At 35.3% G+C, this 25,546-nt stretch carries 26 protein-coding genes; 20 read left to right on the plus strand and 6 right to left on the minus strand.

The features are described 5' to 3' along the window. Positions 1 to 7: 7 nt before the first annotated feature. The 17 genes from DDY94_RS09415 to DDY94_RS09495 are packed head-to-tail and all read left to right on the plus strand — an operon-like array spanning position 8 to position 18,302. Positions 8 to 922: a class I SAM-dependent methyltransferase gene (locus DDY94_RS09415; RefSeq protein WP_111683856.1), complete on the plus strand. Its 915-nt coding sequence runs from the start codon at positions 8 to 10 to the stop codon at positions 920 to 922. Further along, a complete protein-coding gene (locus DDY94_RS09420) occupies positions 919 to 2,184 on the plus strand; it encodes a glycosyltransferase (protein ID WP_111683857.1) in 1,266 nt (421 codons plus the stop codon). The genes DDY94_RS09415 and DDY94_RS09420 overlap by 4 nt, the downstream gene beginning before the upstream one ends. Before the next feature lie 5 nt (positions 2,185 to 2,189). Beyond that, a complete protein-coding gene (locus DDY94_RS09425; protein WP_157957287.1) occupies positions 2,190 to 3,104 on the plus strand; it encodes a class I SAM-dependent methyltransferase in 915 nt (304 codons plus the stop codon). A 3-nt stretch (positions 3,105 to 3,107) separates the two neighbouring features. After that, entirely contained in the window at positions 3,108 to 3,953 is an 846-nt protein-coding gene (locus DDY94_RS09430; RefSeq protein WP_111683859.1) for a glycosyltransferase family 2 protein, read from the plus strand. After that, on the plus strand, positions 3,950 to 5,116 hold the full coding sequence (locus DDY94_RS09435) for a glycosyltransferase family 4 protein (RefSeq protein WP_111683860.1): 1,167 nt from the start codon (positions 3,950 to 3,952) through the stop codon (positions 5,114 to 5,116). The genes DDY94_RS09430 and DDY94_RS09435 overlap by 4 nt, the downstream gene beginning before the upstream one ends. Positions 5,117 to 5,130: 14 nt before the next feature. After that, a complete protein-coding gene (locus DDY94_RS09440) occupies positions 5,131 to 6,114 on the plus strand; it encodes a glycosyltransferase family A protein (protein WP_111683861.1) in 984 nt (327 codons plus the stop codon). Between the two features lie 7 nt (positions 6,115 to 6,121). Beyond that, positions 6,122 to 6,790, plus strand: coding sequence for an acylneuraminate cytidylyltransferase family protein (locus tag DDY94_RS09445; RefSeq protein ID WP_317047182.1), 669 nt, complete (start codon positions 6,122 to 6,124; stop codon positions 6,788 to 6,790). Further along, on the plus strand, positions 6,787 to 7,590 hold the full coding sequence (locus tag DDY94_RS09450; RefSeq protein WP_111683863.1) for a sulfotransferase family protein: 804 nt from the start codon (positions 6,787 to 6,789) through the stop codon (positions 7,588 to 7,590). Before DDY94_RS09445 ends, DDY94_RS09450 begins: the two co-directional genes overlap by 4 nt. Before the next feature lie 3 nt (positions 7,591 to 7,593). Continuing rightward, entirely contained in the window at positions 7,594 to 8,637 is a 1,044-nt protein-coding gene (locus DDY94_RS09455) for an N-acetylneuraminate synthase family protein (RefSeq protein ID WP_111683864.1), read from the plus strand. 20 nt (positions 8,638 to 8,657) lie between these two features. After that, the gene (gene neuC, locus DDY94_RS09460) at positions 8,658 to 9,779 is read left to right on the plus strand and encodes a UDP-N-acetylglucosamine 2-epimerase (RefSeq protein ID WP_111683865.1); all 1,122 of its coding nucleotides are present in this window, start codon (positions 8,658 to 8,660) and stop codon (positions 9,777 to 9,779) included. Further along, complete coding sequence (locus DDY94_RS09465) at positions 9,766 to 11,157, plus strand: hypothetical protein (protein WP_111683866.1); 1,392 nt, start codon at positions 9,766 to 9,768, stop codon at positions 11,155 to 11,157. The genes neuC and DDY94_RS09465 overlap by 14 nt, the downstream gene beginning before the upstream one ends. Beyond that, positions 11,157 to 12,308, plus strand: coding sequence for a glycosyltransferase family 4 protein (locus DDY94_RS09470; protein WP_111683867.1), 1,152 nt, complete (start codon positions 11,157 to 11,159; stop codon positions 12,306 to 12,308). Before DDY94_RS09465 ends, DDY94_RS09470 begins: the two co-directional genes overlap by 1 nt. Further along, on the plus strand, positions 12,305 to 13,453 hold the full coding sequence (locus tag DDY94_RS09475) for a glycosyltransferase family 4 protein (protein WP_232817851.1): 1,149 nt from the start codon (positions 12,305 to 12,307) through the stop codon (positions 13,451 to 13,453). The genes DDY94_RS09470 and DDY94_RS09475 overlap by 4 nt, the downstream gene beginning before the upstream one ends. Further along, positions 13,428 to 14,525 carry a glycosyltransferase family 4 protein gene (locus DDY94_RS09480; RefSeq protein WP_232817852.1) on the plus strand — a complete coding sequence of 366 codons (1,098 nt, stop codon included), beginning with the start codon at positions 13,428 to 13,430 and terminating at the stop codon, positions 14,523 to 14,525. Before DDY94_RS09475 ends, DDY94_RS09480 begins: the two co-directional genes overlap by 26 nt. Before the next feature lie 12 nt (positions 14,526 to 14,537). Beyond that, positions 14,538 to 15,893 (plus strand): O-antigen ligase family protein, encoded by a 1,356-nt coding sequence (locus tag DDY94_RS09485; RefSeq protein ID WP_111683868.1) that lies wholly within the window; start codon positions 14,538 to 14,540, stop codon positions 15,891 to 15,893. Continuing rightward, complete coding sequence (locus DDY94_RS09490; RefSeq protein ID WP_111683869.1) at positions 15,847 to 16,854, plus strand: glycosyltransferase family 4 protein; 1,008 nt, start codon at positions 15,847 to 15,849, stop codon at positions 16,852 to 16,854. The genes DDY94_RS09485 and DDY94_RS09490 overlap by 47 nt, the downstream gene beginning before the upstream one ends. Before the next feature lie 53 nt (positions 16,855 to 16,907). Then, positions 16,908 to 18,302 (plus strand): sugar transferase, encoded by a 1,395-nt coding sequence (locus tag DDY94_RS09495; protein WP_111683870.1) that lies wholly within the window; start codon positions 16,908 to 16,910, stop codon positions 18,300 to 18,302. Positions 18,303 to 18,310: 8 nt separating this feature from the next. On the opposite strand, the gene DDY94_RS09500 is transcribed toward DDY94_RS09495, so the two are convergent. Continuing rightward, positions 18,311 to 19,480: a lipoprotein N-acyltransferase Lnb domain-containing protein gene (locus DDY94_RS09500; protein WP_111684019.1), complete on the minus strand. Its 1,170-nt coding sequence runs from the start codon at positions 19,478 to 19,480 to the stop codon at positions 18,311 to 18,313. A gap of 8 nt (positions 19,481 to 19,488) precedes the next feature. Then, entirely contained in the window at positions 19,489 to 20,559 is a 1,071-nt protein-coding gene (locus tag DDY94_RS09505; protein WP_111683871.1) for a putative type IX sorting system protein PorV2, read from the minus strand. Positions 20,560 to 20,702: 143 nt separating this feature from the next. Here DDY94_RS09505 and DDY94_RS09510 point away from each other — a divergent pair, with 143 nt between their 5' ends. The 3 genes from DDY94_RS09510 to DDY94_RS09520 are packed head-to-tail and all read left to right on the plus strand — an operon-like array spanning position 20,703 to position 22,596. Further along, positions 20,703 to 21,461 (plus strand): CDP-alcohol phosphatidyltransferase family protein, encoded by a 759-nt coding sequence (locus DDY94_RS09510; RefSeq protein ID WP_111683872.1) that lies wholly within the window; start codon positions 20,703 to 20,705, stop codon positions 21,459 to 21,461. A 26-nt stretch (positions 21,462 to 21,487) separates the two neighbouring features. After that, complete coding sequence (locus DDY94_RS09515) at positions 21,488 to 22,297, plus strand: TerC family protein (RefSeq protein WP_111683873.1); 810 nt, start codon at positions 21,488 to 21,490, stop codon at positions 22,295 to 22,297. Then, on the plus strand, positions 22,294 to 22,596 hold the full coding sequence (locus DDY94_RS09520) for a hypothetical protein (RefSeq protein ID WP_111683874.1): 303 nt from the start codon (positions 22,294 to 22,296) through the stop codon (positions 22,594 to 22,596). Before DDY94_RS09515 ends, DDY94_RS09520 begins: the two co-directional genes overlap by 4 nt. 1 nt (position 22,597) lies before the next feature. On the opposite strand, the gene lptB is transcribed toward DDY94_RS09520, so the two are convergent. The 4 genes from lptB to DDY94_RS09540 form a co-directional block, all read right to left on the minus strand. Next, positions 22,598 to 23,338, minus strand: coding sequence for an LPS export ABC transporter ATP-binding protein (lptB, locus tag DDY94_RS09525; RefSeq protein WP_111683875.1), 741 nt, complete (start codon positions 23,336 to 23,338; stop codon positions 22,598 to 22,600). A gap of 73 nt (positions 23,339 to 23,411) precedes the next feature. Further along, positions 23,412 to 23,759, minus strand: coding sequence for a carboxymuconolactone decarboxylase family protein (locus DDY94_RS09530; protein WP_111684020.1), 348 nt, complete (start codon positions 23,757 to 23,759; stop codon positions 23,412 to 23,414). Next, positions 23,752 to 24,576: a twin-arginine translocase subunit TatC gene (gene tatC, locus DDY94_RS09535; protein WP_111683876.1), complete on the minus strand. Its 825-nt coding sequence runs from the start codon at positions 24,574 to 24,576 to the stop codon at positions 23,752 to 23,754. Before tatC ends, DDY94_RS09530 begins: the two co-directional genes overlap by 8 nt. Beyond that, on the minus strand, positions 24,576 to 25,514 hold the full coding sequence (locus tag DDY94_RS09540; RefSeq protein WP_394347024.1) for a KpsF/GutQ family sugar-phosphate isomerase: 939 nt from the start codon (positions 25,512 to 25,514) through the stop codon (positions 24,576 to 24,578). Before DDY94_RS09540 ends, tatC begins: the two co-directional genes overlap by 1 nt. Positions 25,515 to 25,546 lie beyond the last annotated feature (32 nt).

The following is a 25,546-nucleotide window of genomic DNA, read 5'->3' on the forward strand; positions in this document are numbered from 1 at the left end:
TAAAAAGATGACACCAAATACGAATCCTAAATCACCATTCGGTCATGAGACAACCTTAGTTGAAACGTATACCACTAGTAGCTTTGTGGCTGATTATAAGGCGCAATTAAATTTAGATGTTGAGCACCTGTTTAATGGCAATGACACCTTTGGTTTGTACGAATGTAATGGTTCTGGGTACAGATTTTTTTATCCGTTTAATCTGTCGGGTGATGATTTATTTTATCAAAAGCTTCAGGATTTTGATTGGTATTACATGCCGTGGAAATGGGAACACGATTTAGCTTTGAAATATATCAGTAAGGACGATAAAATTCTCGAAGTTGGTAGCGGTGGTCTTGGCTTTATTTCCAAACTTAACGATTTAGGTTATGATATAACTGGTTTAGAACTTAATCAATCTAAGGTTGAAGAAGCACAGAAAAAAAACATCAAAGTGTTAGGGGAGACCATTCAGGCGCACAGCGAACATCAACGAGAAACGTACGACTTTGTTTGTTCATTTCAAGTTTTAGAACATATTTCGGATGTTGCAAGTTTCATTGAGGCAATGATAACTGCACTTAAACCAAAAGGTAAATTACTGATTTCAGTACCTAATAATGATTCATTTATTAAATACTCCAAGGGTGGAATTTTAAACTTCCCGCCACATCATATGGGATGGTGGACACAAAAACCATTTGAATACCTTAAGGATAAATATAATTTGAATATAGAAACTGTCGATTTTGAGCCATTACAAGACTACCACGTTTCTTGGTACATTACTTCAAAATATGACCAGTGGTTCAAAAATAGACCATTACTTAAGCGCATCTTTTTCAAACTCAAATTGAACAGATTATATAAGCGAAAGGTGTTATCTCAACAACAAAAAATTAGAGGGCATTCAATAATTGTAGTGTTCGAGAAACCATGAAAATACTTCTGGTAAATACATATGACAAGGGTGGTGCTGCTAAAGCGTGTTTAAGACTTCATGAAGCCTTGATTTCAAAAGGTTATGATAGCAATTTACTCATCCTTCATCCTTCGCAAGACAATTCTAGGGCTGATGTAAAGGTCTTTCGGCCTAAGTCATCAAATGTATTTACTAAAATATGGAATCGCGTAATACGAAAATTTGATTTCAAAAGGAAACAAAGAAAAACGGAGGAATATAACTTTAGGCGGAATCGGTCTAAGCATTTAGAATATTTTTCAATGCCAGATTCAAACTATGATATTACACAAAGTGAATATTATAAAAATGCAGATGTCATTAATTTACATTGGGTAGCGCAATTCTTAGATTATGAATCTTTTTTTCGAAAAAATAAGAAACCAGTCTTTTGGACTATGCACGATATGAGTCCCTTTTTGGGAGGTGAACACTACGAAGAGATTTACGATGGAATCGATGATAACGGAAATCCAATACCTCGAATAATTAAACCTGAAGAGCAGATCATGTTCGATAGTATTATAGCTAAAAAACGAATGATTTTTAGCCGCGTGAATAATCTTAAACTCATTTCTCCCTCAAACTGGCTAAAAACGCAAGCACAAAATAGCGAGATATTTGGAAACTATGAAGGTTACTGCATTCCAAATACTATTGATTCAGATACTTTCAGAATTTATGAAGACCTAGATTTTAGGAATTCTAACCAAATAGATAAGACTAAAACGAATATACTATTTGTGTCGCAATCCCTTAAAAACAGTAGAAAAGGAATTGAGATACTGATCAAAACTATTGTTTCATTAAATGACGATCGCTTGAGTTTTTATGCAGTTGGTTCTGATGACAACATTGATTTAGAGACGTTGGGTATCACATCCTTCGGTTCTATAGAGAGTGAAGATGAGATGTGCCAAATTTATAATGCGATGGATGTTTTTGTTTTACCTTCATTAATTGATAACTTACCAAACACAGCAATAGAATCTTGTATGTGCGGAACACCTGTTATTGGCTTTGATGTTGGAGGAATCTCCGATATCATTGATGATGGTCTTAATGGCATTCTTGTAGCACAAGCAAATAGTTCAGGCCTTAGAGATGGAATTGAAAAATTTTTAGATTTGGGCGTGAAATGGAACCGAAATGAGATCCGAAAACATGCCTTAGAAAAGTATAATGCCGAAACTGTTGTTAACCAATATATAAATGTGTTTGAAGCGGCTATGAAGAATTAATGAATATGAATTTTATTAAGCATATATTAAATCAATTACCTTATATCAGAGGCTTACATAGACGTGATCGACTTTATAGAGATAATGCAAATTTTTCTCCAGGGCATTTTTACTCTGTAATTCCTAATTTAAAAGAAGTTAAAGCTGATGAAGATCGCATCTGGAAGGGTCTCGAAAGCGACGGTATCGATGGAATAGATTTAAATACTAAACACCAAAAATCATTTCTGAAGAATTTGAGTCAATTTTATTCAGAAATACCGTTTACAGAGGCTGCAAAGGAAGGGATGAGGTATCATTTCGAAAACCCTTATTATCTTCATACAGACGGTATAATTCTTTATGGTATGCTAAGGTATTTGAAGCCTAATCGCGTTATTGAAGTCGGCTCTGGCTATTCATCCGCCTTAATGCTAGACGTGAATGATAAGTTCTTCGATTCTAATATAAATTTTGACTTTATAGAGCCCTATACAGAGCGCTTGGAAAAATTGATAAATCAGAATGATAAGGAAAAGGTGGCGATTCTGAAAAGTCGCGTCCAAGACGTAGATATTTCATTTTTCAAAACTTTAAAAGCAAATGATATCTTATTTATAGATAGCACGCATGTTTCAAAATGCGGAAGCGATCTAAACTTTATTTTATTTGAGATACTTCCTGCATTAAACGAAGGTGTATATATTCATTTCCATGATATTTTTTATCCGTTTGAATATCCAAAAGAATGGGTTTTTAAAGGATATAACTGGAATGAAAATTATTTACTTAGAGCTTTTTTGATGAACAATAATGATTATAGTATCCAAGTATTTGCACATTATCTACATGCGCATCATAAAGAGGTCTATGCAGACATGCCATTGGCTTACAAAAATACGGGCGGAAATTTATGGCTGAAAAAAGAATCAAATAAATAGCACTTGACGACACTATTATCCATAATAACCATTAATTATAACGATGCCAAGGGTTTGAAGAAAACCTTAGAAAGCGTTAAGAATCAGAGTTGGCAAAACTTTGAGCATATTGTTATTGATGGTAACTCTTCAGACGGAAGTGTTGAGGTATTGCAATCATATAGCTATGCGCCTTTAAATTGGATTAGCGAAGCAGATTCTGGTATATACAATGCCATGAATAAAGGCATCAAAAAAGCAAAAGGGAAATATCTATTGTTTCTCAATAGCGGCGATTATCTGTTTAACAATGACACACTTTCAAATGTTAAGAACTATTTCGAAGCAGACATCTCGTTTCTTTGCGGAAATATGTATTATGAAAGAGATAGACAGCTAACAGTTAGAAAGCATCCTGATGTATTAACGTTTTCCTATTTAATCTCGAAGACAGTCTCGCATCCTTCAACATTTATTCTAAAATCGATGTTCGATACTTATGGGTTGTATAATGAAGAATTAAAAATCGTTTCAGACTGGGAGTTTTTTCTAAAATGTTTGGGTTTAAATGGCGAATCTTATCAAAAAATTGATGAGGATGTAACCATCTTCAATACCGACGGAATTTCGTCAAATTCAGAAAACCTTAAACTGGTAAGCGATGAAAAAGCCATCGTGCTGAAAGCCTACTTACCAACAGTGTTTAACAGTGAACACGATACCTATATTTTCAACCATTTCAAGGAAACCTCAAAACGATTCAAACTTTTAAAGGTTATTGATAAGAGTCCATTCTTTAGAAAGATTGCAACATTGTTTCTAATGATCATTAAAGGTGTATTAACCTTTACTAAAAAACTTGGATTGTGAGTGAAACACCAAAGAAAAAACTTCTAATCGTAGGGCCATTCGGTGATTTTGGTGGAAGAGAACTCGAAGCGAGTTTCGTTGCAAGTATTTTTGAAGATCGTTTTGATATCAGAATTTTTTCGACGATGCACGCTTCAAAGCATTCTCAACTTTATAATTTTATTGCGTCACCTAAGGTCATCAACTTAAATGATCTCCTATACGAGCAGTCCTTATTCAAGTTTTTTGCATTCATAAGTTACCTCTTTAACCGTAAAGACAAACCCACTAGAGATTACCTTTCAAATGCTATAAATAAAAAGTTGGGACTCAGAAAAAAAGCTGTAAAAATAATCGAAGCCCAAATCGATGACTGCGATGCCGTTTTAATATTGGCTCAGGTATCGAGCAATTACATGGGGGAAATTATTGAAACTGCGAAGAGTGCTCAAAAAAAGATTATTTTCAGAACGACTAATTTCATTAAGTTAAAATCTGAAAGTGATTCAGAATGGTTAGCAAAGGTTGATTTATTTATTCATCATTCGGAGTCTAATGCTAGTCGACTTCAACATTTAAGTACACATAATTATCAACTAATTGATCAATGTTCTTTTAACGAATCGTCTTTGCTAATGCTTCCGAATAAGACAGAGATCAAATCGTTTTTAACGGTTTCAAGAGTCGTTAAGCAAAAAAACATTGATGTTTTAGTGAAAACATTTATGCGAGAAGAAAATAAGGATCTAAAACTCTATGTTGTCGGAAAAGGAGAACAACTAGCCGAATTAAAAGAAATGGCAGCAAACCACTCGAATATAATTTTTACAGGTTTTGTTCCTAATAATGAACTTGAAAACTACTATAAAAGTGTCGATTGTTTTATTGTGTCTCATTTCGAGTTTGAGGCTGGTCCATTAACTGCTATAGATGCTATGGCGGCCGGATTGCCAATTGTTTCAGCAAAAACGGGTGCAATGCCAGAACGTTTACCAACTAATGAATTTACTTTTGATAATACTGTTGAAAGCCTAAATCGTACCATTCAAAAAGTTAAAGATCTCAAGGCTGAAAAAATTACTCAAATTTCAGAATTTAATAGAAATAGATACCTTGAAAACTATAGTGTTGATGAGATAAGAAGTCAATATAAAAGTGCTATTTTTACCGTACTAAATGATTAATCAAGCATGAAGTTATGCGCGTAGGAATGAATCCTCAAAAACAGTCTAAAAAAATTGAGTTAGACTGCCAACATAGACTGATAATTATAGTTTTTATTCCATCCTTGGAAGGCTACTATAAAAACGTTTTAGAAGTTTTCAAACTTTGTTTAGAGTCTGCAATCACTACTACAAATTCTAATTGTGCCATTACTGTTGTAAACAATGCTTCTTGCGAAGAAGTTAACACCTACCTGAAAGGAAAGTTAGACGATAATAGTATTGATACTGTTATTCATCATAAAAAGAACATAGGAAAAATAGATGCCTTAATTGGTGCGGCTCGAGCCAGTAGAGAACCAATTATTACAATTTCAGATGTTGATATTTTATTCAAGCATGGTTGGCAAAAAAGTGTTGAAGATATTTTTGAAAACTTTAAAGGCGTAGCCTCCGTATCGCCAATTCCGGCAAGAATGTTTAAAAACTACGAGACCTATTCAACCTTCGAAAAAGTACTTCTTGGCAAAGTTAAATTCTCATACCAGTCCATCCCTGAAAATCACGATGATTATAACAAATATCTTGTGAGTACACACAACGATGAAGAATCTGACGACTCATTAAAATGGCCTGTGGTAACCTCTAATAATCATAAAGCTATTATTGGTAGTGGCCATCAGATACTATGTATGAGAAGAGAATTGTTCTTCACAACTGTACCTTTCGAACCTTCACTGATTTTAGTTGGTAACAGGTCGGAGTATCATTATTGCGATGACCCCATTAATTATTCTGGTGGAATGCGACTAGCAACTTATCATAACAATGCCTATCATATGGGTAATACCGTTGAGGATTGGATGCGTGAAGTTCAGACAGAAAATATCTCAAAACAAAGTCAGTTGGAAGACAGCAAATTGAATTTACCAAGTTTTCGTGCAAAGACGCCAAACAGATCTATATATAAATTTAGAAAGCGCGTCGCGAACAGATTGTTTAAAATGATTTATAAATAAACGCATATTGGGAAAAACCATTGCCATAATACCCGCTAGAGGAGGTTCTAAACGAATTCCGGATAAAAACATTATTAGCTTTAATGGTTTACCGCTTTTGGCACACTCAATTAACTATGCCAAAGCTAATCCCGAAGTAATCGACGAGGTCTATGTATCTACAGATAGTGAGGAGATCAAAACAATTGCACTAAGTCACCAGGCTAAGGTCATTGAGCGACCATCAAAATTTAGCAATGATACCGCGCCAACCATTTCCGTACTCAAACATGCTCTCGAATTAGTCGAGGATATCGATAGTATAGTTTTATTGCAACCTACCAATCCGCTTAGGCCAGCGACTTTACTAAAAGATGCGTTTGAAGTTTTTAAAAACAACAATTACGACAGCTTATTTACGGTAAGTAGGGATCATAAAAAATTGGGAAAAATAGCTAACAATAAATTCATCCCTTTTAATTATGAAATAGGACAACGCAGTCAGGACATGGAGCCATTATATTTTGAAAATGGATTGTTGTACATTACAAAATCCGAATTAATAAGTCAAGGTATAATTTTCAATCACGACTCTTTCCCTTATGTGGTTGATCATCCATTCACGAAGGTCGATATCGATACTTATGACGACTTAGAATATGCCGAATTTTTAATTTCAAAAGGACAAGATCAATGACCGCTGCAGAGAAGATAAAACATATCCTGAGAAGTTACTTCAATCGGTTATTAAACAGAAGGCAAGATCCTATTTTTATTGTCGGCACTGGGCGATGTGGAAGCACACTTTTGGTAGACATTTTAATGACGAATCCTGGCATTCAAATTGATCAAAATGAACAGTACGACTGGTTTTTGCAGGCTGCCAATGATGAAGGTAAAAAACACAATCCGGTGTACTCAGATATTGTAAATTATGATATTACGGTGAAGAAAAGTCTAGAGCAATGGACGCCATATTACAAATCCAAGTTGCGCATAATGATGGACACCAAGATGAGCAAAACCAATAAGCGTTTTTTTCTTAAAAGTCCTGCAATAACGTTCATGTTGCCAGAATTGCACCAACTTTATCCAAAAGCTAAGTATATTCATTTATACAGAAACGGGTTCGCTGTGGCCAGATCCTGGTTCAAAAAGGAATATTTCCGTGTGAAAGAATATCAAGAGAACTTTACGGAAGACGCGTTCATTTTAGAGTGCGCCAAATATTATAATGCCTCCATTTTGGCTATCAATGACTTTTTTGAAGGCCTAGATGAAGACCAAAAATTTTCACTTAGTTACGAGGAACTAACAGAAGACCCTGAAGCAAAAATAAATGCGCTTTTGAAGTTTTCTGGCGTTGAAGAAAAGTGTGAATTTGATTTCTCTCAAGTAAAAAGCACCAATTTCAAAATTGATAAAATAGAAGAAAATCTTAAGTCTGAACTCCATCGGATTATGAATGAAAGTCTAAAATCACTCCATTATATTTAAACTATGTCAGCACCATTTATAGAAATCGAAGGACGAAAAGTTGGTAGGGATTATCCGCCTTTAGTGATCGCTGAAATCGGTATCAATCACGAAGGTTCGTTGGCTGTGGCCAAAGAAATGGTTGATGCGGCACATCGCGCAGGCGCTGAGGTTGTAAAGCACCAGACCCATATCGTTGAAGATGAAATGAGCAAAGCGGCCAAGAAAGTTATTCCCGGAAATGCTGATGTATCGATCTATGAAATAATGGAACGTTGTGCACTTAATGAGGCCGACGAATTGGCATTAAAAAACTATGTTGAAGAAAAAGGGATGCTATTTATTTCTACACCTTTTTCGAGAGCAGCCGCGGAGCGATTAAAAAAGTTTGATATCCCTGCCTATAAAATCGGTTCTGGAGAATGCAATAATTACCCACTACTGGAGCATATCGCAAAGTTTGGGAAACCTGTGATCTTAAGCACAGGAATGAATACCATAGAAAGTGTATCTAAGGCTATAGATGTTTTTAAAAAACACAATACACCATTAGCCATTCTACACACAACTAATTTGTATCCTACGCCATCACACTTAGTACGTTACGGTGCAATGTTAGAATTGCACGAGGCCTTTCCAGATCATGTGTTTGGGCTGAGTGATCATACCTTAAATAACAATGCGTGTTTGGGTGCGGTTGCTTTAGGCGCATCAATTTTAGAACGGCATTTTACGGACCACATGGATCGCCAGGGTCCGGATATTGTATGTAGTATGGATGAAACAGCCTGCAAGGAACTGATAGAAGGAAGCAAGGAAATTTGGTCCATGCGTGGGGGAACAAAACAACCTGCAGCTGAGGAAAAAGTAACCATTGATTTTGCATTTGCTACCGTTTGTACCATAACCAATGTAAATGCAGGTGATAAACTTACAGAACAAAATATTTGGGTGAAGCGTCCGGGAACAGGCAAAATATTAGCCGAACACTATAACGATGTTCTTGGCAAAACTGCTCTCAGAGATATAGAAGAGGGCGAACATTTAGATTATAATGATTTTGAATAATAGCAACATTAGATTTCAGCATGCGTAATATAGTTTTTCTTACAGGTACACGAGCCGACTTCGGAAAAATAAAGGCATTAATTCAGGTGATCGAAAATCATAAGGATTTTGAGCCTTACATTTTTGTAACTGGTATGCACCTTATGCATGAATACGGCTATACACTTATTGAGGTTGAACGCTGTGGATTCAAAAATCTGGCAACCTTCAATAATCATACAGATGAAGCTACTATGGATCTTACGCTCGCTAAAACGATCAATGGATTTTCGGAGTATATAAAAACGATTGAGCCCGACCTGATCGTTGTACACGGAGATAGAGTAGAAGCCTTAGCTGGAGCCATCGTAGGTAGTTTGAATAATGTGCTCGTTGCGCATATTGAAGGTGGTGAATTATCAGGGACTATAGACGAACTGATTCGGCATTCAGTGACTAAATTGAGTCATATTCACTATACTTCTAACGACGAGGCAAGAAAGCGTTTATTGCAAATGGGCGAATTAGAATCTTCAATTTTTACGATTGGTTCACCAGACGTAGATATCATGTTTTCAGATGATTTGCCGCAGTTAAGTGTAGTAAAGGATTATTATCAGATCGCCTTTGATTCTTATGGTTTAGCGATGTTTCATCCCGTTACTACTGAAATAGATACACTTGAAGAAAGTGCCAATAATTTTGTTCAAGCCTTGCTCGAAAGCAATAAGAACTTTGTTGTTATTTATCCTAACAATGATCTTGGTAGTAAACACATTTTAAAGGCTTACGAGAAATTAGCTAATAATGAAAGGTTCAAAGTATTCCCTTCCATCCGATTTGAATATTTTTTAACCTTGCTGAAAAATGCTGAGTTCATCATTGGAAATAGTAGTGCAGGTATTCGTGAGGCTCCTTATTACGGTGTTCCAACAATTAATATTGGAAGCAGACAATTAAATAGAGCAACTTCATCAGAGATCATTAATGTACCATGTCTAAAAAATGACATTCTCGAAGCCCTAAAAAAATTATCGAATAAAGTTGAGGTGAGTAGTGAGATCTTCGGAAAAGGAAACAGTGCAGAACTTTTTCTAAATACACTAGAATCTCGAGAACTTTGGGATATCAACCATCAAAAGCAGTTTAATGACACCTACTAAAAAGCATATTCTTTTTATTGTACCCGATGGTGTCGGTATAAAAAATTTTCTGTATTCCGATATCATCAAATTTTTAAAAGGTGAAGCTGAAATAACAATTTGGTCGTCGCTGCCAATAGATGCATTTGAAGATGTAAAGAAATTGCATCAGATTAAGTTCAATTATAAACAGCTAACCCTAAAACCCGAGAATGCCATTGTTCGATTGTATCGTGAAGCCACAACCTATGCAAGATTGCTACACAATACTAAATTGAAACAAAATAAAACGATTCTTACTAATTGGAGGCGTCCAAAGCAAGGGTTCAAACTAAAATTGTTATATAAAGTTGCAGAAGTTTTGGGACGGTATTTGTCTAAAAAATATGAACGAATTCTGCGCTATGAGTCGCAAGGAAAAAGCAAGATCGATAAATCAATTATTAATCATTACATCGAGGAATTAAAGTCAATTCAACCATCTGCCTTATTCATAACACATCAGCGCGTCCCCGGTGTGATGCCAATTTGTTTGGCAGCAAAGAAAGTGGGCATAAATAGAGCTACCGCAATTTTTTCTTGGGATAATTTACCGAAAGCACGTTTAGCCGTAGAAGCCGATCTGTATTTGGTTTGGTCGCAATGGATGAAGGACGAAATGCGCGATTATTATCCTGAAATTTCTGAAGAAAAGGTAAAGCTGGTCGGAACGCCTCAGTTTGAATTTTATCTCGATAACAACCGAATTACACCAAGGCAAGAGTTTGCCAAAACATACGGATTAGACCCTCAAAAAAAATGGTTGTGTTTTAGTGGCGATGATGTCACCACCTCGCCGTACGATCAGTTATTTTTTCGTGATGTTGTTGAGGCTTTGAAATCAAAGAAAGATGAAATTCAAATCATTTTTAGACGCTGTCCTGTTGACTTTTCTGATCGCTATGATGACGTACTAGAAAATCATAAGGATTTTGTGATCGCTATTGATCCTGAATGGAATAATCAGGCTAAGACGGGCTGGACGGGCTATTTCCCAATGTATGATGATATCAACCTACAGGTGAATTTGGCAAAGCACTGTGAACTTGTAACCAACCTAGGTTCTACCATGGCCGTTGATTTTGCCACATTCAATAAGCCTTGTTTATATCTTAATTATAACCCTTCTGATGATTCAGACTGGAGTACCGAAATTATTTATAAATTTCAGCATTTTAGAAGCATGAAGAACTACGATGCTGTGGGGTGGATTAACCGTAGAAATGAGATATTGAGTACCATTTTGAAAACCTTAAATGAACCAGAAGGCATAGCAAAAGATAGAACTCAATGGATCAATGACTTAGTACTTCATCCGTTAGACCAGAATTCAGAAAAAATCGCAAAGGTGTTACTATAATGCACGTCTGTTTTATTACTTCAGAGTATCCAAAAGAAGGGTTTCCCCACGGAGGTATCGGAACTTTTGTCAAAACCATGAGCCATGAACTTGTGGGAAGAGGTTATAAGGTTACGGTAATTGGTATCAATGTTTATCATAATTCAACAGAAGAAATAACAGAAAATGGTGTGTCAATTGTAAGACTTCGACCAAAACAGTTTAAGGGTATAACCTGGTGGTTAAATTATAAGTCTATCAACAAAAAGTTAGAGCAAATACATCAAGAAAGCCCAATCGATATTGTAGAATCGGCTGAATTAGGTCTGGCATTTATAAAGAAGAACAAAGCGATCAAATATGTAATTCGTCTGCACGGCGGCCATCATTTTTTTGCTGAAGCGGAACATAGAAAGATCAATTGGTGGAGAGGATTTCAAGAACGACGCTCGTTCAGAAAAGCAGATGGGTTTATTGCTGTATCTAACTATGTGAAGACGCACACCGCAAAATATTTAAGTTATCATAATAAACCAATCGAGGTGATTATGTCGCCAATAAATTTGGAAATATTCAAGCCTCAACCAGAAATAGAAGAACAAAAGCATACGCTTTTATTTGCAGGAACAGTTTGCGAAAAAAAAGGAGCTTTTCAGCTGGTGAAAGCTATGCCGATGGTTATTGAACAGTTTCCAGATGTGAAATTGAAAATCTATGGGAGGGATTGGTTTTTTAAGGATGGAAGATCTTATATTTCGTTTTTAAAAGAATTTATTTCGAAGTCTGAAATTGATGAGAAACATATTCAGTTTGAGGGTGCTGTTAGTATGTATGAATTGGCGAAATGCTATGCAGAAGCCGAGCTATGTGTGTTTCCGTCACTCATGGAAACTCAAGGTCTGGTTGCACCTGAAGCTATGGCGGTTGAAAAATTGGTCCTTTTTACTGAATGCGGTCCCGGAAAAGAAACGATTACCCATAAAGACACGGGCTTATTGTGTAATCCTTATGATGAAAATGATATTGCTCAAAATATAATATGGGCACTTCAAAATAAAACAGAAGGATCTGCAATGGCTAAAAAAGGCAGAGCTTATGTATTGGCAAATTTCAATATGGATAAGGTCTTGCAAACCAATATTGAGTTTTATAATTATTTAAAAGAAAATTGAGTTCAAAAGAGACACATAAAAAACTAGCGATTTTTACACTTGTCGTTCACAAAAAAAAGGATGGTCAATATTACGGATATGCGCCTTATGTGAGTGAAATGAATATGTGGACAAGTCATTTTGATGAAGTCATAGTTGTAGGTCCATTAAGTTCATCAACAAATCTGGAAAAGATAGATTTGAATTATTCCCATGGAAATTTAAGTTTAGTAGAGGTTCCTGTTTTTCATATTAAATCATTTTTAGGGGTTCTTAAATTAGTTGCAAGCCTTCCGGGAATGTTTTTCAAAATGTATAAGGTGATGCGTAAAGCTGACTATTTTCATTTTAGATGTCCTAGTAATGTTTCGGCAGTTGCCGCTGTTGTGCAGATATTTTTTCCAAAAAAACCAAAGAGTACAAAGTATGCCGGTAATTGGGACCCGAATAGCAATCAGCCTATAGGGTATAGATTTCAGAAACGGTTATTGGCTAACCGTTTACTTACTAAAAACATGAAGGTGCTCGTGTACGGAGAATGGCCAAATCAGTCTAAATCGGTAGTGCCGTTTATGTCTGCTACCTACAGAGATAATGAGAAGTTGACATTTCAGAAAAGAGATTATACACAACGTTTAAAGTTTGTGTTTATTGGAGCTATGGTTGTGGGGAAACGACCCTTACTGACCGTAAAGATCATTGAGGCATTAAGACTCCAAGGATTTGATGCAGAACTTCATATGTTTGGAGATGGCGATTTGATGGATGAGGTGAAACAATATGTTGAGGACAACCAGCTTTCAGATGCCATAGAAATTTATGGTAATAGAAATAAAGAAACTGTTAAAGACTGTATTCAAGATGCTCATTTTACAATACTGCCCTCAAAAAGCGAAGGTTGGCCAAAGGCGATCGCCGAAGGTATGTTTTTTGGAGCCATCCCGGTTTCTACGAGGATATCTTGCCTACCATGGATTCTGAATGAAGGCGAACGTGGAATATTAATTAGCGATGAATTAGACGAGGCCGTAGATTTGATTTCAACAGAATTGAGGAAGGGAAATGAATACTTAAACGCCATGGCAGAGAAATCTTTAAATTGGGCGCAACAATATACATTAGATAGATTAGAACAAGAGATTGAAAAAGTCGTTACGAGTAATTAGGGTACTGCAAATTATTGATACTTTGCATACTGGCGGAGCAGAACGCTTGGCAGTGAATTATGCTAATGGCCTTATAAAACACAATGTTGAGTCTCATCTCTGTGCAACGCGTGCTGAAGGGCCACTGCTTAATTCTATCAACGGCAATGTCAATTATTTGTTTTTAGACAGAAAATCAACATTCGACCTCAAAGCAATTTTCCGTTTGAGAGCGTATGTTAGATCGCATAAAATCGATATCATTCATGCACATGCGTCATCCTTTTTTATTGCCACTTTAATAAAAGTAGTGGTACCTAGAGTGAAACTTATTTGGCACGATCATTACGGGAATAGCGAGTATTTAGATCAAAGACCAATCAAAGTATTGAAGTGGTGTTCCTCTAAATTTTCTCAAATATTTAGTGTAAATAAGACTCTTGAATCATGGGCAAAAAAGACTTTGAATTGTGATCGTGTTACCTACATAAAGAATTTTCCAGTTTTGAAAAAATCTGATTCTAACCTCACCAAACTTGAAGGTAAAACTGGTAAACGAATCTTATGTTTGGCAAACTTACGTGAACAAAAGAATCATATTAGACTTTTAGAAGCGTTTAAATTGGTAAAGGCCAAATATCCGGATTGGACATTGCATTGTGTTGGTAAGGATTTTAAAGATGATTACTCCAAGTTATTTTTTTTAAATTTAAAAAATCATAGTCTAGAAAATCATGTATATTTTTACGATACAAAGACAGATATACTTAATATATTACAACAAAGTACCATGGCAATTTTACCTTCAAAGTCGGAAGGTTTGCCATTGGCATTACTAGAATACGGTTTGGCTGGATTGCCAGTAATTTGTACTGATGTTGGGGATTGCGGGAAGGTAATTTCTGATGAAACTTATGGTATATTACTAAAGGAAGAAAAGCCTGATGTTATTGCTGAGGCCATTTCAAAATTTATTGAAGAAGACGAATTTAGAATCAATTGTGGTAAAAACCTAAATCAAAAAGTACTTGAGGAATATTCAGAAGAAGCCATTTTAGGCGATATCAAACAGATATATCTCAATAGTATTTAAATTTATTTCACTGTGGAAGCAAAATATATTTTTAAAATTCTAGTGCATATCGGCTTTGGAGTGTTATTATATTTTGTTGGGATTTTTCCAAAGATTTATTTTTTTGCTGTAATTGCTTATTTCTTCTTTAATATCATAGTAGCCCATCCGAAAGAAAAAACCACTGCAGTTTTATTAGGATGCGCTTATCTCACGGGTGCCGAAGTTATTTTCAGGATGACGGGTGCAGGAATTTTTTACGAATCTTCTAAGTACTTTATCATTTTCTATGTCATTTTTGGAATGTTTTACAACGGCATATCCAACAAAGGCTATCCTTACTTTATTTTCTTGATTTGTTTGGTTCCCTCCATAATTGTCGCTTCAACAAATATTGGAATTGATGCAAGTTTAAGAAAGAACGTCGCTTTTGTACTTAGTGGCCCAGTTTGTTTAGGTATTGCTGCACTATATTGTTATGACAAAAAAATCAATATGAGGCAGATATTAGATATTATGCTTTATCTCACGCTGCCAGTAGTAACGCTAACAACTTATTTGTTTTTATATACGCCGACTATCAAAGATATTGTTACCGGAACGGATTCTAATTTTGCGGCTTCGGGTGGGTTTGGACCTAACCAAGTATCGACCGTATTAGGATTAGGAATGTTTGTTTTTTGTGTGAATTACTTTCTCAATTCGAAAACCAGATTATTGAAAATCGTTAATATTATTCTCTTTTCATTAGTTGCCTTTAGAGGAATAATTACATTTAGTAGAGGAGGTGTCATTACTGCGATATTGATGATTTTCGCGTTTTTGGTGATTGTTTATTCAAAATCTAATCGAAGACAAAAAAACCTTATCATTACTTCTTTTATTTCATTTATAATAATGTCGGCCGTTATTTGGGCTGTGAGTTCAGAACAAACAAATGGATTAATAGAAAAACGCTATACCAATCAGGATAAAATTGGTAGAGAAAAACGAGATGTCAGTGCAGGACGTGTTGATTTATTTATTGGTGAGCTAAGAGGATTTGTGGATCAACCCTTTTTGGGGGTTGGAGCTAGTGGTATGAAAGAGCGGCGATTAGAAAGTTTAGGTAGAGTGGTTGCAACACATAATGAATTGAGTAGGTTATTATCAGAACATGGAATACTAGGCATATTTATGTTATTGATCTTAATTTTTAAACCTCTGGAAATGAGATCGACAAATCGATACAACTATTTCTTTTATGCCTTCTTAATATTTTGGTTTGCAACGATCAATCACTCAGCCATGAGAATTGCGGCACCAGGTTTTATTTACGCTTTGGCACTTTTAAATGTTAGATATGAAAAACGTCCTTTACGTAGGAAACGCATTGTCCAAAAAAGGTAAAACGATCACTTCAATAGAGACCTTGGGAGCCCAATTGGCAGAGTTTTGTACCGTGAAGATCGTATCTAATAAATCTAATAAAATATTGCGTTTACTAGACATGATCGCTGCCGTACTTATAGGTAGAAATAGATATGATTTTGTTTTAATTGATACGTATAGTACCACTAATTTTTATTACGCCTTAGTCATTAGCCAACTCTGTAGACTTTTCAAAATTAAATATATACCCATTTTACACGGTGGAAACCTTGAAACCAGACTGAAAAACAATCCTAAACTCAGTGCCAAGATTTTTAAGAATGCACACAAATTGGTTTCCCCTTCAATTTTTTTGCAAAAGACGTTTGAAAACTATGGTTTCAATTCAGTTGAATTTATTCCGAATACCATAAATATTGAAAATTTCACCTTTCAGAAGAGAGATGGTGATACCACAGATCTTTTATGGGTGAGATCTTTTTCGAAAATTTACAATCCGGAAATGGCGGTGCATGTACTTGAAGGTCTATTAGCTAAAGGTATTGATGCCAAGCTTACTATGGTTGGTCCCGATTCTGACGGTTCTTTACAACGTGTGAAATCCCAAGCAAAAGAAAAAGGACTTCAAATTAAATTTACCGGGAAACTTTCACGACAAGAATGGGTAGAACTTTCTAAAACATGTAATATTTTTATTAACACTACCAATTATGACAATATGCCAGTGAGTGTTATTGAAGCTATGGCATTAGGACTTCCAATTGTATCTACTAATGTTGGAGGTATTCCTTTTCTGATTGAGGACGAAACGGACGGATTATTAGTACCCGCTAATAATGTAGAGGCAATGATCACTGCAATTATAAACCTGAAAAACAACCTAAAACTAAAAGATCAACTCATAGCTAACGCCAGAAAAAAAGTTGAAAATTTTGATTGGAAAATTGTTAAACCAATGTGGGAAAGTCTTTTGGCATAAATTTCAAAATAATAAATTGTAGTATTATCTTTACGCAGTTACCAATTTTATAGATGAGGTATAAAAAAGGCATCCACTTCGAAGTTTCCGAGCGGAAAGTTCTCCTAAGAATTATGGATTTGTTTATGGTCTTTCTGGCTATATATGGTCTTAACCTGTATCCAGAGTTTGAGTATATCCAATTCAATCAAGACAACTTAGTATCTCTGGTATTACTGGGAATTTATATTACTGTTTTTGGGACCATTTTTGAACTTTATGATCTGCAGAAGGCCAGTAAAATAGAAACCACCTTCAGAAATATTGCTATTACAACTTCGACCGTTGTTTTGTTCTACCTTTTAACACCTATTTTATCGCCCTATTTACCAGAAGAGCGTATTCAAATTGTATACTTCTACCTCGCTATTGTTTTGTCAATTTTAGTCTGGCGATTTATTTACATCAACCTTATTGAATCCCCAAGATTTTACAAACGCGTTTTACTCGTGGCTGAGGTTTCAAATATTGATGGTCTTGTAAGTGCCTTAAATACATCCGATCCAAATTATAAGATTGTTGGGTTTATTAATAGTGAAGAATCTTCTCCAGATTCTGTAAAATTCAAAGGCTTAAGGGAGTTTGAAGCCAAAGACTTTCTTGATACTATTGAGAAAGAACGAATTTCAGAAGTTTTAGTGGCTAGTTTTAATTCGGAAGCCATAATTGCTGAAGTGTATCACGATCTCATTTTATTATTAGAACGTGGATTCAAGATTAGAGAATATACGCAAGTTTATGAAGAACTTCTACATAAGGTTCCTATACAATTTGTAGGCAAGGACTTTTACAAATATTTTCCGTTTAGTAGAAGTAATGAAAATAAGCTTTATATCTTTTTTCAAAGAGCTTTCGATATTATCATTGCTACAATTGGCTTGCTATTTGGTTTAGTATTAGTACCATTTATCCTAATTGGAAATGCAATAGGTAATAAAGGGCCGCTTTTTTATTCACAAGAACGTGTTGGTAGAAATAGTAAGCCTTTTAGGATCTTAAAATTACGCACCATGGTGGTGAATGCTGAAAAGGACGGTGTTAAATGGGCGCAGAAAAATGACAAGCGAATCACTGCTTTTGGTAAGTTTTTAAGACGCTCGCGTTTAGATGAGATTCCACAATTTATCAATGTTTTAAAAGGCGAGATGAGTATTATTGGTCCAAGACCTGAACGACCATTTTTTGTAAATGAATTATCGCGCATTATACCGTTTTACGAAACACGTCATATCATTAAACCAGGATTAACAGGTTGGGCTCAGGTAAGTACACGATATGGGTCTTCAATTGAAGATAGTCTTACGAAACTTCAATACGATCTGTACTACATTAAGCACAGAAGTTTATTCTTAGACTTTAGCATAACAATTAAAACCTTGAGTACAATTTTGTACTACAGAGGCCAGTAAGATCTGTCCTATTGTTTATTCAAGAATTTCAGTAAGAAAATATATCTAAATGCAATAGCAATTAGGAGAGGAATGAGGGTAATTGCAAATATTTGTACCCCAATAAGCCAATGCATGGTCATAAGGCAAAGCATCAGAATTAAGAATTTCAAAAATCCTTTAACCCAATTTTTAACAATGTTCTTTCTCAATTGAAAGAGCAATAATAAATTTAGTGGAAAGGCCCAAAGTAAGTTATAGTTATAGCCCGTTGTCGTATGGTCTGTTGCAAACCAAAGTAGCAATAAAAAGATGCCGATCACACCAGTAATACTAAAAATCAGGGTGTCTAACCACTTACTTCTAGCATTCAATTTGTGATCTCTATAGGTCAAATAAATGATGCCTAGCGCCAATAATCCGAGTATGATAAATGGACTAATTAAGAAGAGATTAGAAGTCTTTTTAGGCTTGCTTGTATATAAGTTTGAACTACTTTTAACTAGGTCTTTGGTACTATCAATTTTAGCAGTTTCGAAAAAAGCATTAATATACTTTGGCAAGAACATATATTCGTACGGATTAGCGTCTCTGTCTATTACCGAACCCAATGCAATGTCAATTCCCAAGCTTCCCCACGAATTTCGATTTACGTGCTCATGAATGAGTTGCCTGAACGTCTTTTGTTCAAAATCTTTAGGTGATCTATAGCTGATCTTATTATTAGTAGCAATGTTAGAAACATCCCTAATTCTCGTGGCGCAATTATCATAGAAAAAATCGTAAAGATATTTGCGGTTTTCTGGCTTGTAATTGTTTTCTAAAAAATCGAATAACCGTTGTTTTTCTTCAACAGTGAGATTTAGAATTTGTTCGTCAATAGTTCGATTGTAGTTCGTGTAGTGATAAAAAATATTTCTAAAACGATGTCTGCTAATCATATAATTGAGCTTACCTCTGGCAAATTTCAAATAGAAATTTGGGGCATCAAAATCGTATTCGCCATAGCCATAAACCAGATCAATACTCTGGTCTTCATCTTTTATTCTGAAAGCATTATGACCAAAAGCATCGTTTAAAGAAGTGCCAGGTCCAAAGGTGAGTACGGACACTTCAGCATTTTCCGTTAAAGATCGCTGCTGGCTGAATCCTAGAATTGAAATAAGTAAAAAAGTGAAAAAAGATAATTTTATTTTCATAGGCATGGCTATCTAAAAATACTAAAATCTATTTTTAATGAGAACACATTTGAATATAAGGCTGCACTTTGATCTCCAATATCTGTGAACGCATAATCGATTTGAATGCCTTTGTACTTAAAACCAACTCCAAAATTAGGTTGAAATGTTAAGTCTTCAGAATTGTCAATTTGCAATTCATTTTGAAAATTACCAACGCCACCTCTAAGAAATACAAGGTCCGTATATCCGAATTCGAAACCTAATGCTGGATTTATACTTGCAAATGATGTTGAAATAATATCGTTATTTTCTTCAAATCTAACATTGAGATTGGCTGCTGCAGTGAGAGAATAATCATAGTTGAATATCCAATTTTTAGACATTCCTATTTGTAATTTAGGAATGGTGATCTCTGTAGTTTCAGGTAATTCTTGGTTTTGTCCTTCAATAGCACCACTGATCTGCTGAAACTTTTCTTCATCAATCGACCATGCATTGTAGGTTGTTGTAATGTCTCTTGCCATAAGTCCGAATTTCCAACCTGATTTATTTTCAAACTGAATTCCTGCATCTAAACCAAATCCCCAGGAAGACGCGAAATCACCAATGATACGTCTAATAATCTTTGCATTAACACCAAAATTCAAACCGTCTAAGGGCAATTTCCTGGCATACGAAAAGGTGAGGCCATAATCTGCTGTAGAAAAGGTATTAATTCGGTCGTAATTTATGTTTCCTTGCTCGTCAATTAATTGCGTAGTATCTAAAATATCATCAACACCAAATCTTATGATCGAAATACCCACAGCACTTCGGTCATCTAATGGCATACCATAGGCGATGTAATTGTAATTTGCAATATTGGCAAAGTAACTTGAATGCATCAAGGCGAGTTGGTTGTCTTCAAGATGTACTAATCCGGCCGGATTCCAATATCCAGAATTAACATCTGCAGTTTGAGATACCACTGCATTACTCATACCTAATGCAGCAGCATCCACACCGATATTCATAAATTCATTGGAATACTTTCTGGTGGTTTGAGCCGAGGCAAAAAGAGTAAAAAGTGTTAAGAGAATTACTATGTAATTTTTCAACAGCAAAATTTTTTACAAAGATGCACAATTTTTCTATGTATTTAACTGCAAAACCGATGACTTATTGTTCTAAAATATGTGCAGTTCAACAAAAATAATAAGTTAAGCTCAAATACTTTTTTATTTTTACAGAAATAGAACTTATGAGTTTAAAGCAACACATACCCAATGCGGTAACACTTCTTAATCTATTTTCGGGTTGTATAGCTTTGATCTTTGCGGTGCATGGCAATTTTGTTGGTGCTGCCTTTTTCGTATTCTTAGGTATATTTTTTGACTTTTTTGATGGTTTATTGGCCCGTAAACTGAATGTACAAAGCCCGCTCGGAATTCAGTTAGACTCTCTTGCAGATCTTGTGACTAGTGGTGTTGTTCCAGGAATTATTATGATGAAATTAATAGCACTATCTGTAGGCGTTAATGATTTTATCACTTTTGAAGAGAGCTGGACTGCCACCATGAAATGGACGTCCTTTAAAGTGTTTTATACGCCCTTAATAGGGTTGTTGATTCCTCTTGCATCCGCCTATCGATTGGCAAAATTCAATTTAGATGAAGATCAACAGACCTATTTCAAAGGATTACCAGTTCCGGCAAATACTTTATTGATCTTGTCATTGCCACTGATTTTAGAGTATCAGAACAATGATTTAATGAATTCAATTATTATCAATAAATGGTTTTTAATTGGATTGACATTACTGAGTTGCTATATGCTTAATTCTAGTGTAAAGTTGTTTGCCTTGAAGTTTAATAACTGGAGTTTTAAGAACAACGCAACGAGATATATATTTCTGATATTAAGTATAGTAGTGTTGGTTATTTTACAGTTTGCTGCAATACCTCTAATAATTTTACTATACATTCTATTATCGATTTTCGATCAAAATAATATTAACTAACAATCAATCTTAAATAGTACTCCAATATGGCTGAAGTAATTTTTACCCTTTTAATGCTAGTGATGCTTCAAGCAGTTCTAGGATTTGATAATTTGCTTTACATCTCATTAGAATCTAAAAAGGCACCTTTAGATCAGCAAAAGCGTGTTAGGAAAATTGGGATTCTCATTGCTATAGTATTGCGGATCGTACTTCTGTTTGTTTTGGTATCTGTGATAGACTATTTTCAAGAACCTTTTTCATTTTTAACAGGTCATATAGATGATGTATTAGACTTCGCATTTAACGGACATAGTATCATTGTGCTTGCAGGTGGAGCCTTTATTATTTATACAGCACTTAAAGAAATATGGCATATGATTTCTTTAAAAGATCTCGATTATGATGTAGAAAGTGACGGCGGTTCTGACAGAAGAAAATCGGCTAATGCTGCAATTTTCAGTATTGTAATAATGAATTTAGTGTTTTCATTCGATTCAATTTTGGCCGCAATTGGTCTAACCAGCGATATTGATAATTCAACCACAGCATTTATTGTTATGGCAATAGCTATTGTTGCCAGTGGGTTATTAATGTTATTGTTGGCAGACCGAATTTCAGCCTTTTTGGCTAAGAACCGAATGTATGAGGTTTTAGGGTTGTTTATTTTATTTATTGTAGGAATTATGTTGGTCACAGAAGGTGGTCATCTGGCGCATCTGAGAATCTTCGGAAATGAGATTGTTCCAATGAGCAAGACAACATTTTATTTTGTAATTGCTGTCTTAGTTGTTGTAGATATTGTACAAGGTCGTTATCAAAAGAAATTATTAAAAGAAGAAATTACAAAGAAATGAGAAAGCTTAAACTAAAATCAATCATCACCATTTTCGCTATTTTACTGGTGGTTCAGCTTTTGATGGTAATTGCGGATGTTACCCTCACAAAAAACGGTAGTGGTTTGGTATCAATTACCGACTCTATTGTTGAGCTTTTTAGCCTTCCAATTAGCCTTATTAACAAAAACTTACCTTTTTATGTAAGAGAAAGCCTGCCAATAAAGGTGCTTTACTGGATCATGAATGTATTCATTCAGGCATCAGTAATTTATATAGGTTGGCGCGTATTTAAAAGGGTAAAGAAAAAGTTGAAGTAACTTAAAACTCTAGTTTCTTTTTGCGAAGTTCGAAGTTTTGCCCAAGGTAGACCTTACGGACCATTTCGTCACTTGCTAGTTCTTCAGGTACACCAGCTTTAAGTATACCACCTTCGAACATTAAATAGGTTCTATCGGTGATGGCCAAAGTTTCTTGTACGTTGTGGTCTGTGATAAGAATACCAATATTTTTTTTAGTCAGCTTCGCCACAATACGCTGAATATCTTCCACGGCTACTGGGTCTACACCAGCAAATGGTTCGTCTAATAATATGAAATTAGGGTCTGTTGCTAAGGCACGTGCAATTTCCGTACGACGGCGTTCACCACCAGATAAAAGATCACCTCGATTGGTTCTAATATGACCTAAACCAAATTCTTCGATTAGCGATTCCATTTTTTCGTGCTGTTGCTTCTTGGTCAATTTAGTTAGCTGAAGTACACTTAGAATATTATCCTCAATACTCAGTTTTCTAAATACAGAAGCCTCTTGCGCTAAATACCCAATTCCGTTTTGAGCACGTTTATACATAGGATATTTAGTGATGTTTGTATTATCGAGATAGATGTTTCCACCGTTAGGTTTGATAATTCCAACAATCATATAGAACGATGTTGTTTTACCAGCACCATTGGGTCCAAGCAATCCTACAATTTCACCTTGATTAACTTCAAGAGAAACGTCCTTTACTACTTTTCGTCCACTGTAGGACTTCATTAAATTCTCGGCACGTAACTTCATAGACTCACTTAAAACGCTAAAAATAGAAAATTCATATAGATAAGTTCAATGCTTAGCCAGATTTATTAAAAGTTTAACCTTGCTGTTCTAAGGCTTCCCAATACTCATGAGCACGCCTTAAATGCGGAATAACAATAGTACCTCCGATTAAAGTTGCAATTCCAAGGGCTTCACTAACTTCTGCTTTACTAAGACCTTCATTATAAGATGCTTCAAGATGATATTTCACACAATCATCGCAGCGTAAAACGGTAGAAGCTACTAATCCTAAAAGTTCTTTTGTTTTTTTATCCAAAGCACCTTCAGCGAACGCATTCGTATCGAGATTAAATATGCGTTTCACAATTTTATTGTTATCTGCAAGGATCTTATCGTTCATCCGTGAACGATACTCATTAAATTCTTTTACAATATCAGACATGTTTTCTTTTTTTCTTTCTCTTTTGATTTCGAACAACAATAGCCGAAATGTAAATACTTACTTGATATAACACCAAAATCGGAATTGCAACAATAACCTGACTAGCAATATCTGGTGGCGTTATGATCGCTGATAATATTAGTACCAATACCAAGGCGTACTTACGGTATTTTCTCAAGAATTGAGGCGTTACTAAACCAACTTTAGTTAAAAAGTAAATAATTATTGGTAATTCAAATACAAATCCAGAGGCAAGTGCAGAGGATCTTACGAGGGCAATGTAAGACTGTAAATCCCATGCGTTAGAAATTTCATCTGTGAACTCATAGTTGGCCAGGAAGTTTAAGGATAAAGGTGCAATAACAAAATAACCAAACGCCACACCTAGGAAAAACAAAAGTGAAGATATGATTATAAAACCTCTTGAACTTCGGCGTTCTTTTTCATGCAGTCCAGGACTAATAAAACTCCATAATTGATATAATACATATGGAAAAGCAAAAACTAAACCTGCGTAAATCGATGTCCATATATGTGCCGAAAATTGACCTGCCGTTTTTCTTACTTCAATTTCGAAGGGCAATTCTGCAGCACAAAAAGAAGTGTTCACTTCCAAGAACTGAGCTGCTTTACACAAATAAGCATAAGTCGGAAAATTCATTTCCTTAGGTGCCATAATAATACCAACAACAAAGTCTTTAAAAATGAAAGCCAAGGTTGCGGCAATGAGTACACCGCTGGTTGCTCTTATTAAATGCCATCTCAGATCTTCAAGATGGTCTAAAAACGACATCTCGTCAATATTCTTTTTCGCCATCAGATAATACCTTCTTTTATGAGATCGTGAAGGTGAACAACACCTGCGTAAGTTCCGTTTTTTTCAACAAGTAATTGAGATATCCCAAATTCTTCCATAAGCTCCATAGCATCTACCGCCATTGCGTCTTCTGCAATTCGTCTTGGATTGGTACTCATTATATCCTTTGCCTTAAGATTGGTGATATCATTACTTTTAGTTAGCATTCGTCGTAGATCACCATCTGTAATAATACCAACGATTTTATCATTATCCATTACAGCAGTTACACCAAGCATTTTCTCAGTAATTTCGACTATGACCTCCTTAAGACTAGCTTCCAATCCAACCTGTGGTTTCATGTTTTGTGAGGATAGATCATTCACTCTTAGATATAATCGTTTTCCTAACGAACCTCCCGGATGATACTTAGCGAAATCTTTACTCGAAAATCCTCGTAATTCTAACAGACAAACCGCCAAGGCATCTCCAATGACTAACTGTGCTGTTGTACTCGTAGTTGGCGCTAGATTATTCGGACACGCTTCTTGTGCCACAAATGCATTAAGAACAAAATCGGCTTGCTGACCTAAATAAGAATCGATATTGCCCGTTATGGCTATCATTTTATTTTTGGCATTCTTAATAAGTGGTACTAAAACTTTGATTTCTGGAGTATTTCCACTTTTCGAAATGCAAATAACTACATCATCTTTTAGAATAAGCCCCAGGTCACCATGGATGGCATCAGCAGCATGCATAAAAACAGCAGGAGTTCCAGTTGAATTTAATGTAGCAACAATTTTATTAGCGATAATGGCACTTTTACCAATACCAGTTATAATAACGCGACCCTTCGAATTGTAGATCAATTCTACCGCATTTGCGAAGTCGTCTGTAAGTAATTCCGACAAGTTAGCAATGGCCTTACTTTCTAATTCAATAGTACTTTTGGCCATGCTTAAGATTGAAGACACTGTGTTCAAAACTA

Origin of the sequence: Winogradskyella tangerina (assembly GCF_003260205.1) — a bacterium.
Classification (GTDB): Bacteria; Bacteroidota; Bacteroidia; order Flavobacteriales; family Flavobacteriaceae; genus Winogradskyella; species Winogradskyella tangerina.

Bases quoted from the DNA above. Each gene is read 5' to 3' on its own strand.
- DDY94_RS09490 (WP_111683869.1), top strand. From the start codon at position 15,847: ATGAAAAACGTCCTTTACGTAGGAAACGCATTGTCCAAAAAAGGTAAA.
- DDY94_RS09520 (WP_111683874.1), top strand. From the start codon at position 22,294: ATGAGAAAGCTTAAACTAAAATCAATCATCACCATTTTCGCTATTTTA.
- DDY94_RS09470 (WP_111683867.1), top strand. From the start codon at position 11,157: ATGCACGTCTGTTTTATTACTTCAGAGTATCCAAAAGAAGGGTTTCCC.
- DDY94_RS09415 (WP_111683856.1), top strand. From the start codon at position 8: ATGACACCAAATACGAATCCTAAATCACCATTCGGTCATGAGACAACC.
- DDY94_RS09455 (WP_111683864.1), top strand. From the start codon at position 7,594: ATGTCAGCACCATTTATAGAAATCGAAGGACGAAAAGTTGGTAGGGAT.
- DDY94_RS09540 (WP_394347024.1), bottom strand. From the start codon at position 25,514: ATGGCCAAAAGTACTATTGAATTAGAAAGTAAGGCCATTGCTAACTTG.
- DDY94_RS09420 (WP_111683857.1), top strand. From the start codon at position 919: ATGAAAATACTTCTGGTAAATACATATGACAAGGGTGGTGCTGCTAAA.
- DDY94_RS09425 (WP_157957287.1), top strand. From the start codon at position 2,190: ATGAATTTTATTAAGCATATATTAAATCAATTACCTTATATCAGAGGC.
- tatC (WP_111683876.1), bottom strand. From the start codon at position 24,576: ATGGCGAAAAAGAATATTGACGAGATGTCGTTTTTAGACCATCTTGAA.
- DDY94_RS09465 (WP_111683866.1), top strand. From the start codon at position 9,766: ATGACACCTACTAAAAAGCATATTCTTTTTATTGTACCCGATGGTGTC.
- DDY94_RS09530 (WP_111684020.1), bottom strand. From the start codon at position 23,759: ATGTCTGATATTGTAAAAGAATTTAATGAGTATCGTTCACGGATGAAC.
- neuC (WP_111683865.1), top strand. From the start codon at position 8,658: ATGCGTAATATAGTTTTTCTTACAGGTACACGAGCCGACTTCGGAAAA.
- DDY94_RS09450 (WP_111683863.1), top strand. From the start codon at position 6,787: ATGACCGCTGCAGAGAAGATAAAACATATCCTGAGAAGTTACTTCAAT.
- DDY94_RS09495 (WP_111683870.1), top strand. From the start codon at position 16,908: ATGAGGTATAAAAAAGGCATCCACTTCGAAGTTTCCGAGCGGAAAGTT.
- DDY94_RS09500 (WP_111684019.1), bottom strand. From the start codon at position 19,480: ATGAAAATAAAATTATCTTTTTTCACTTTTTTACTTATTTCAATTCTA.
- DDY94_RS09440 (WP_111683861.1), top strand. From the start codon at position 5,131: ATGCGCGTAGGAATGAATCCTCAAAAACAGTCTAAAAAAATTGAGTTA.
- lptB (WP_111683875.1), bottom strand. From the start codon at position 23,338: ATGAAGTTACGTGCCGAGAATTTAATGAAGTCCTACAGTGGACGAAAA.
- DDY94_RS09510 (WP_111683872.1), top strand. From the start codon at position 20,703: ATGAGTTTAAAGCAACACATACCCAATGCGGTAACACTTCTTAATCTA.
- DDY94_RS09515 (WP_111683873.1), top strand. From the start codon at position 21,488: ATGGCTGAAGTAATTTTTACCCTTTTAATGCTAGTGATGCTTCAAGCA.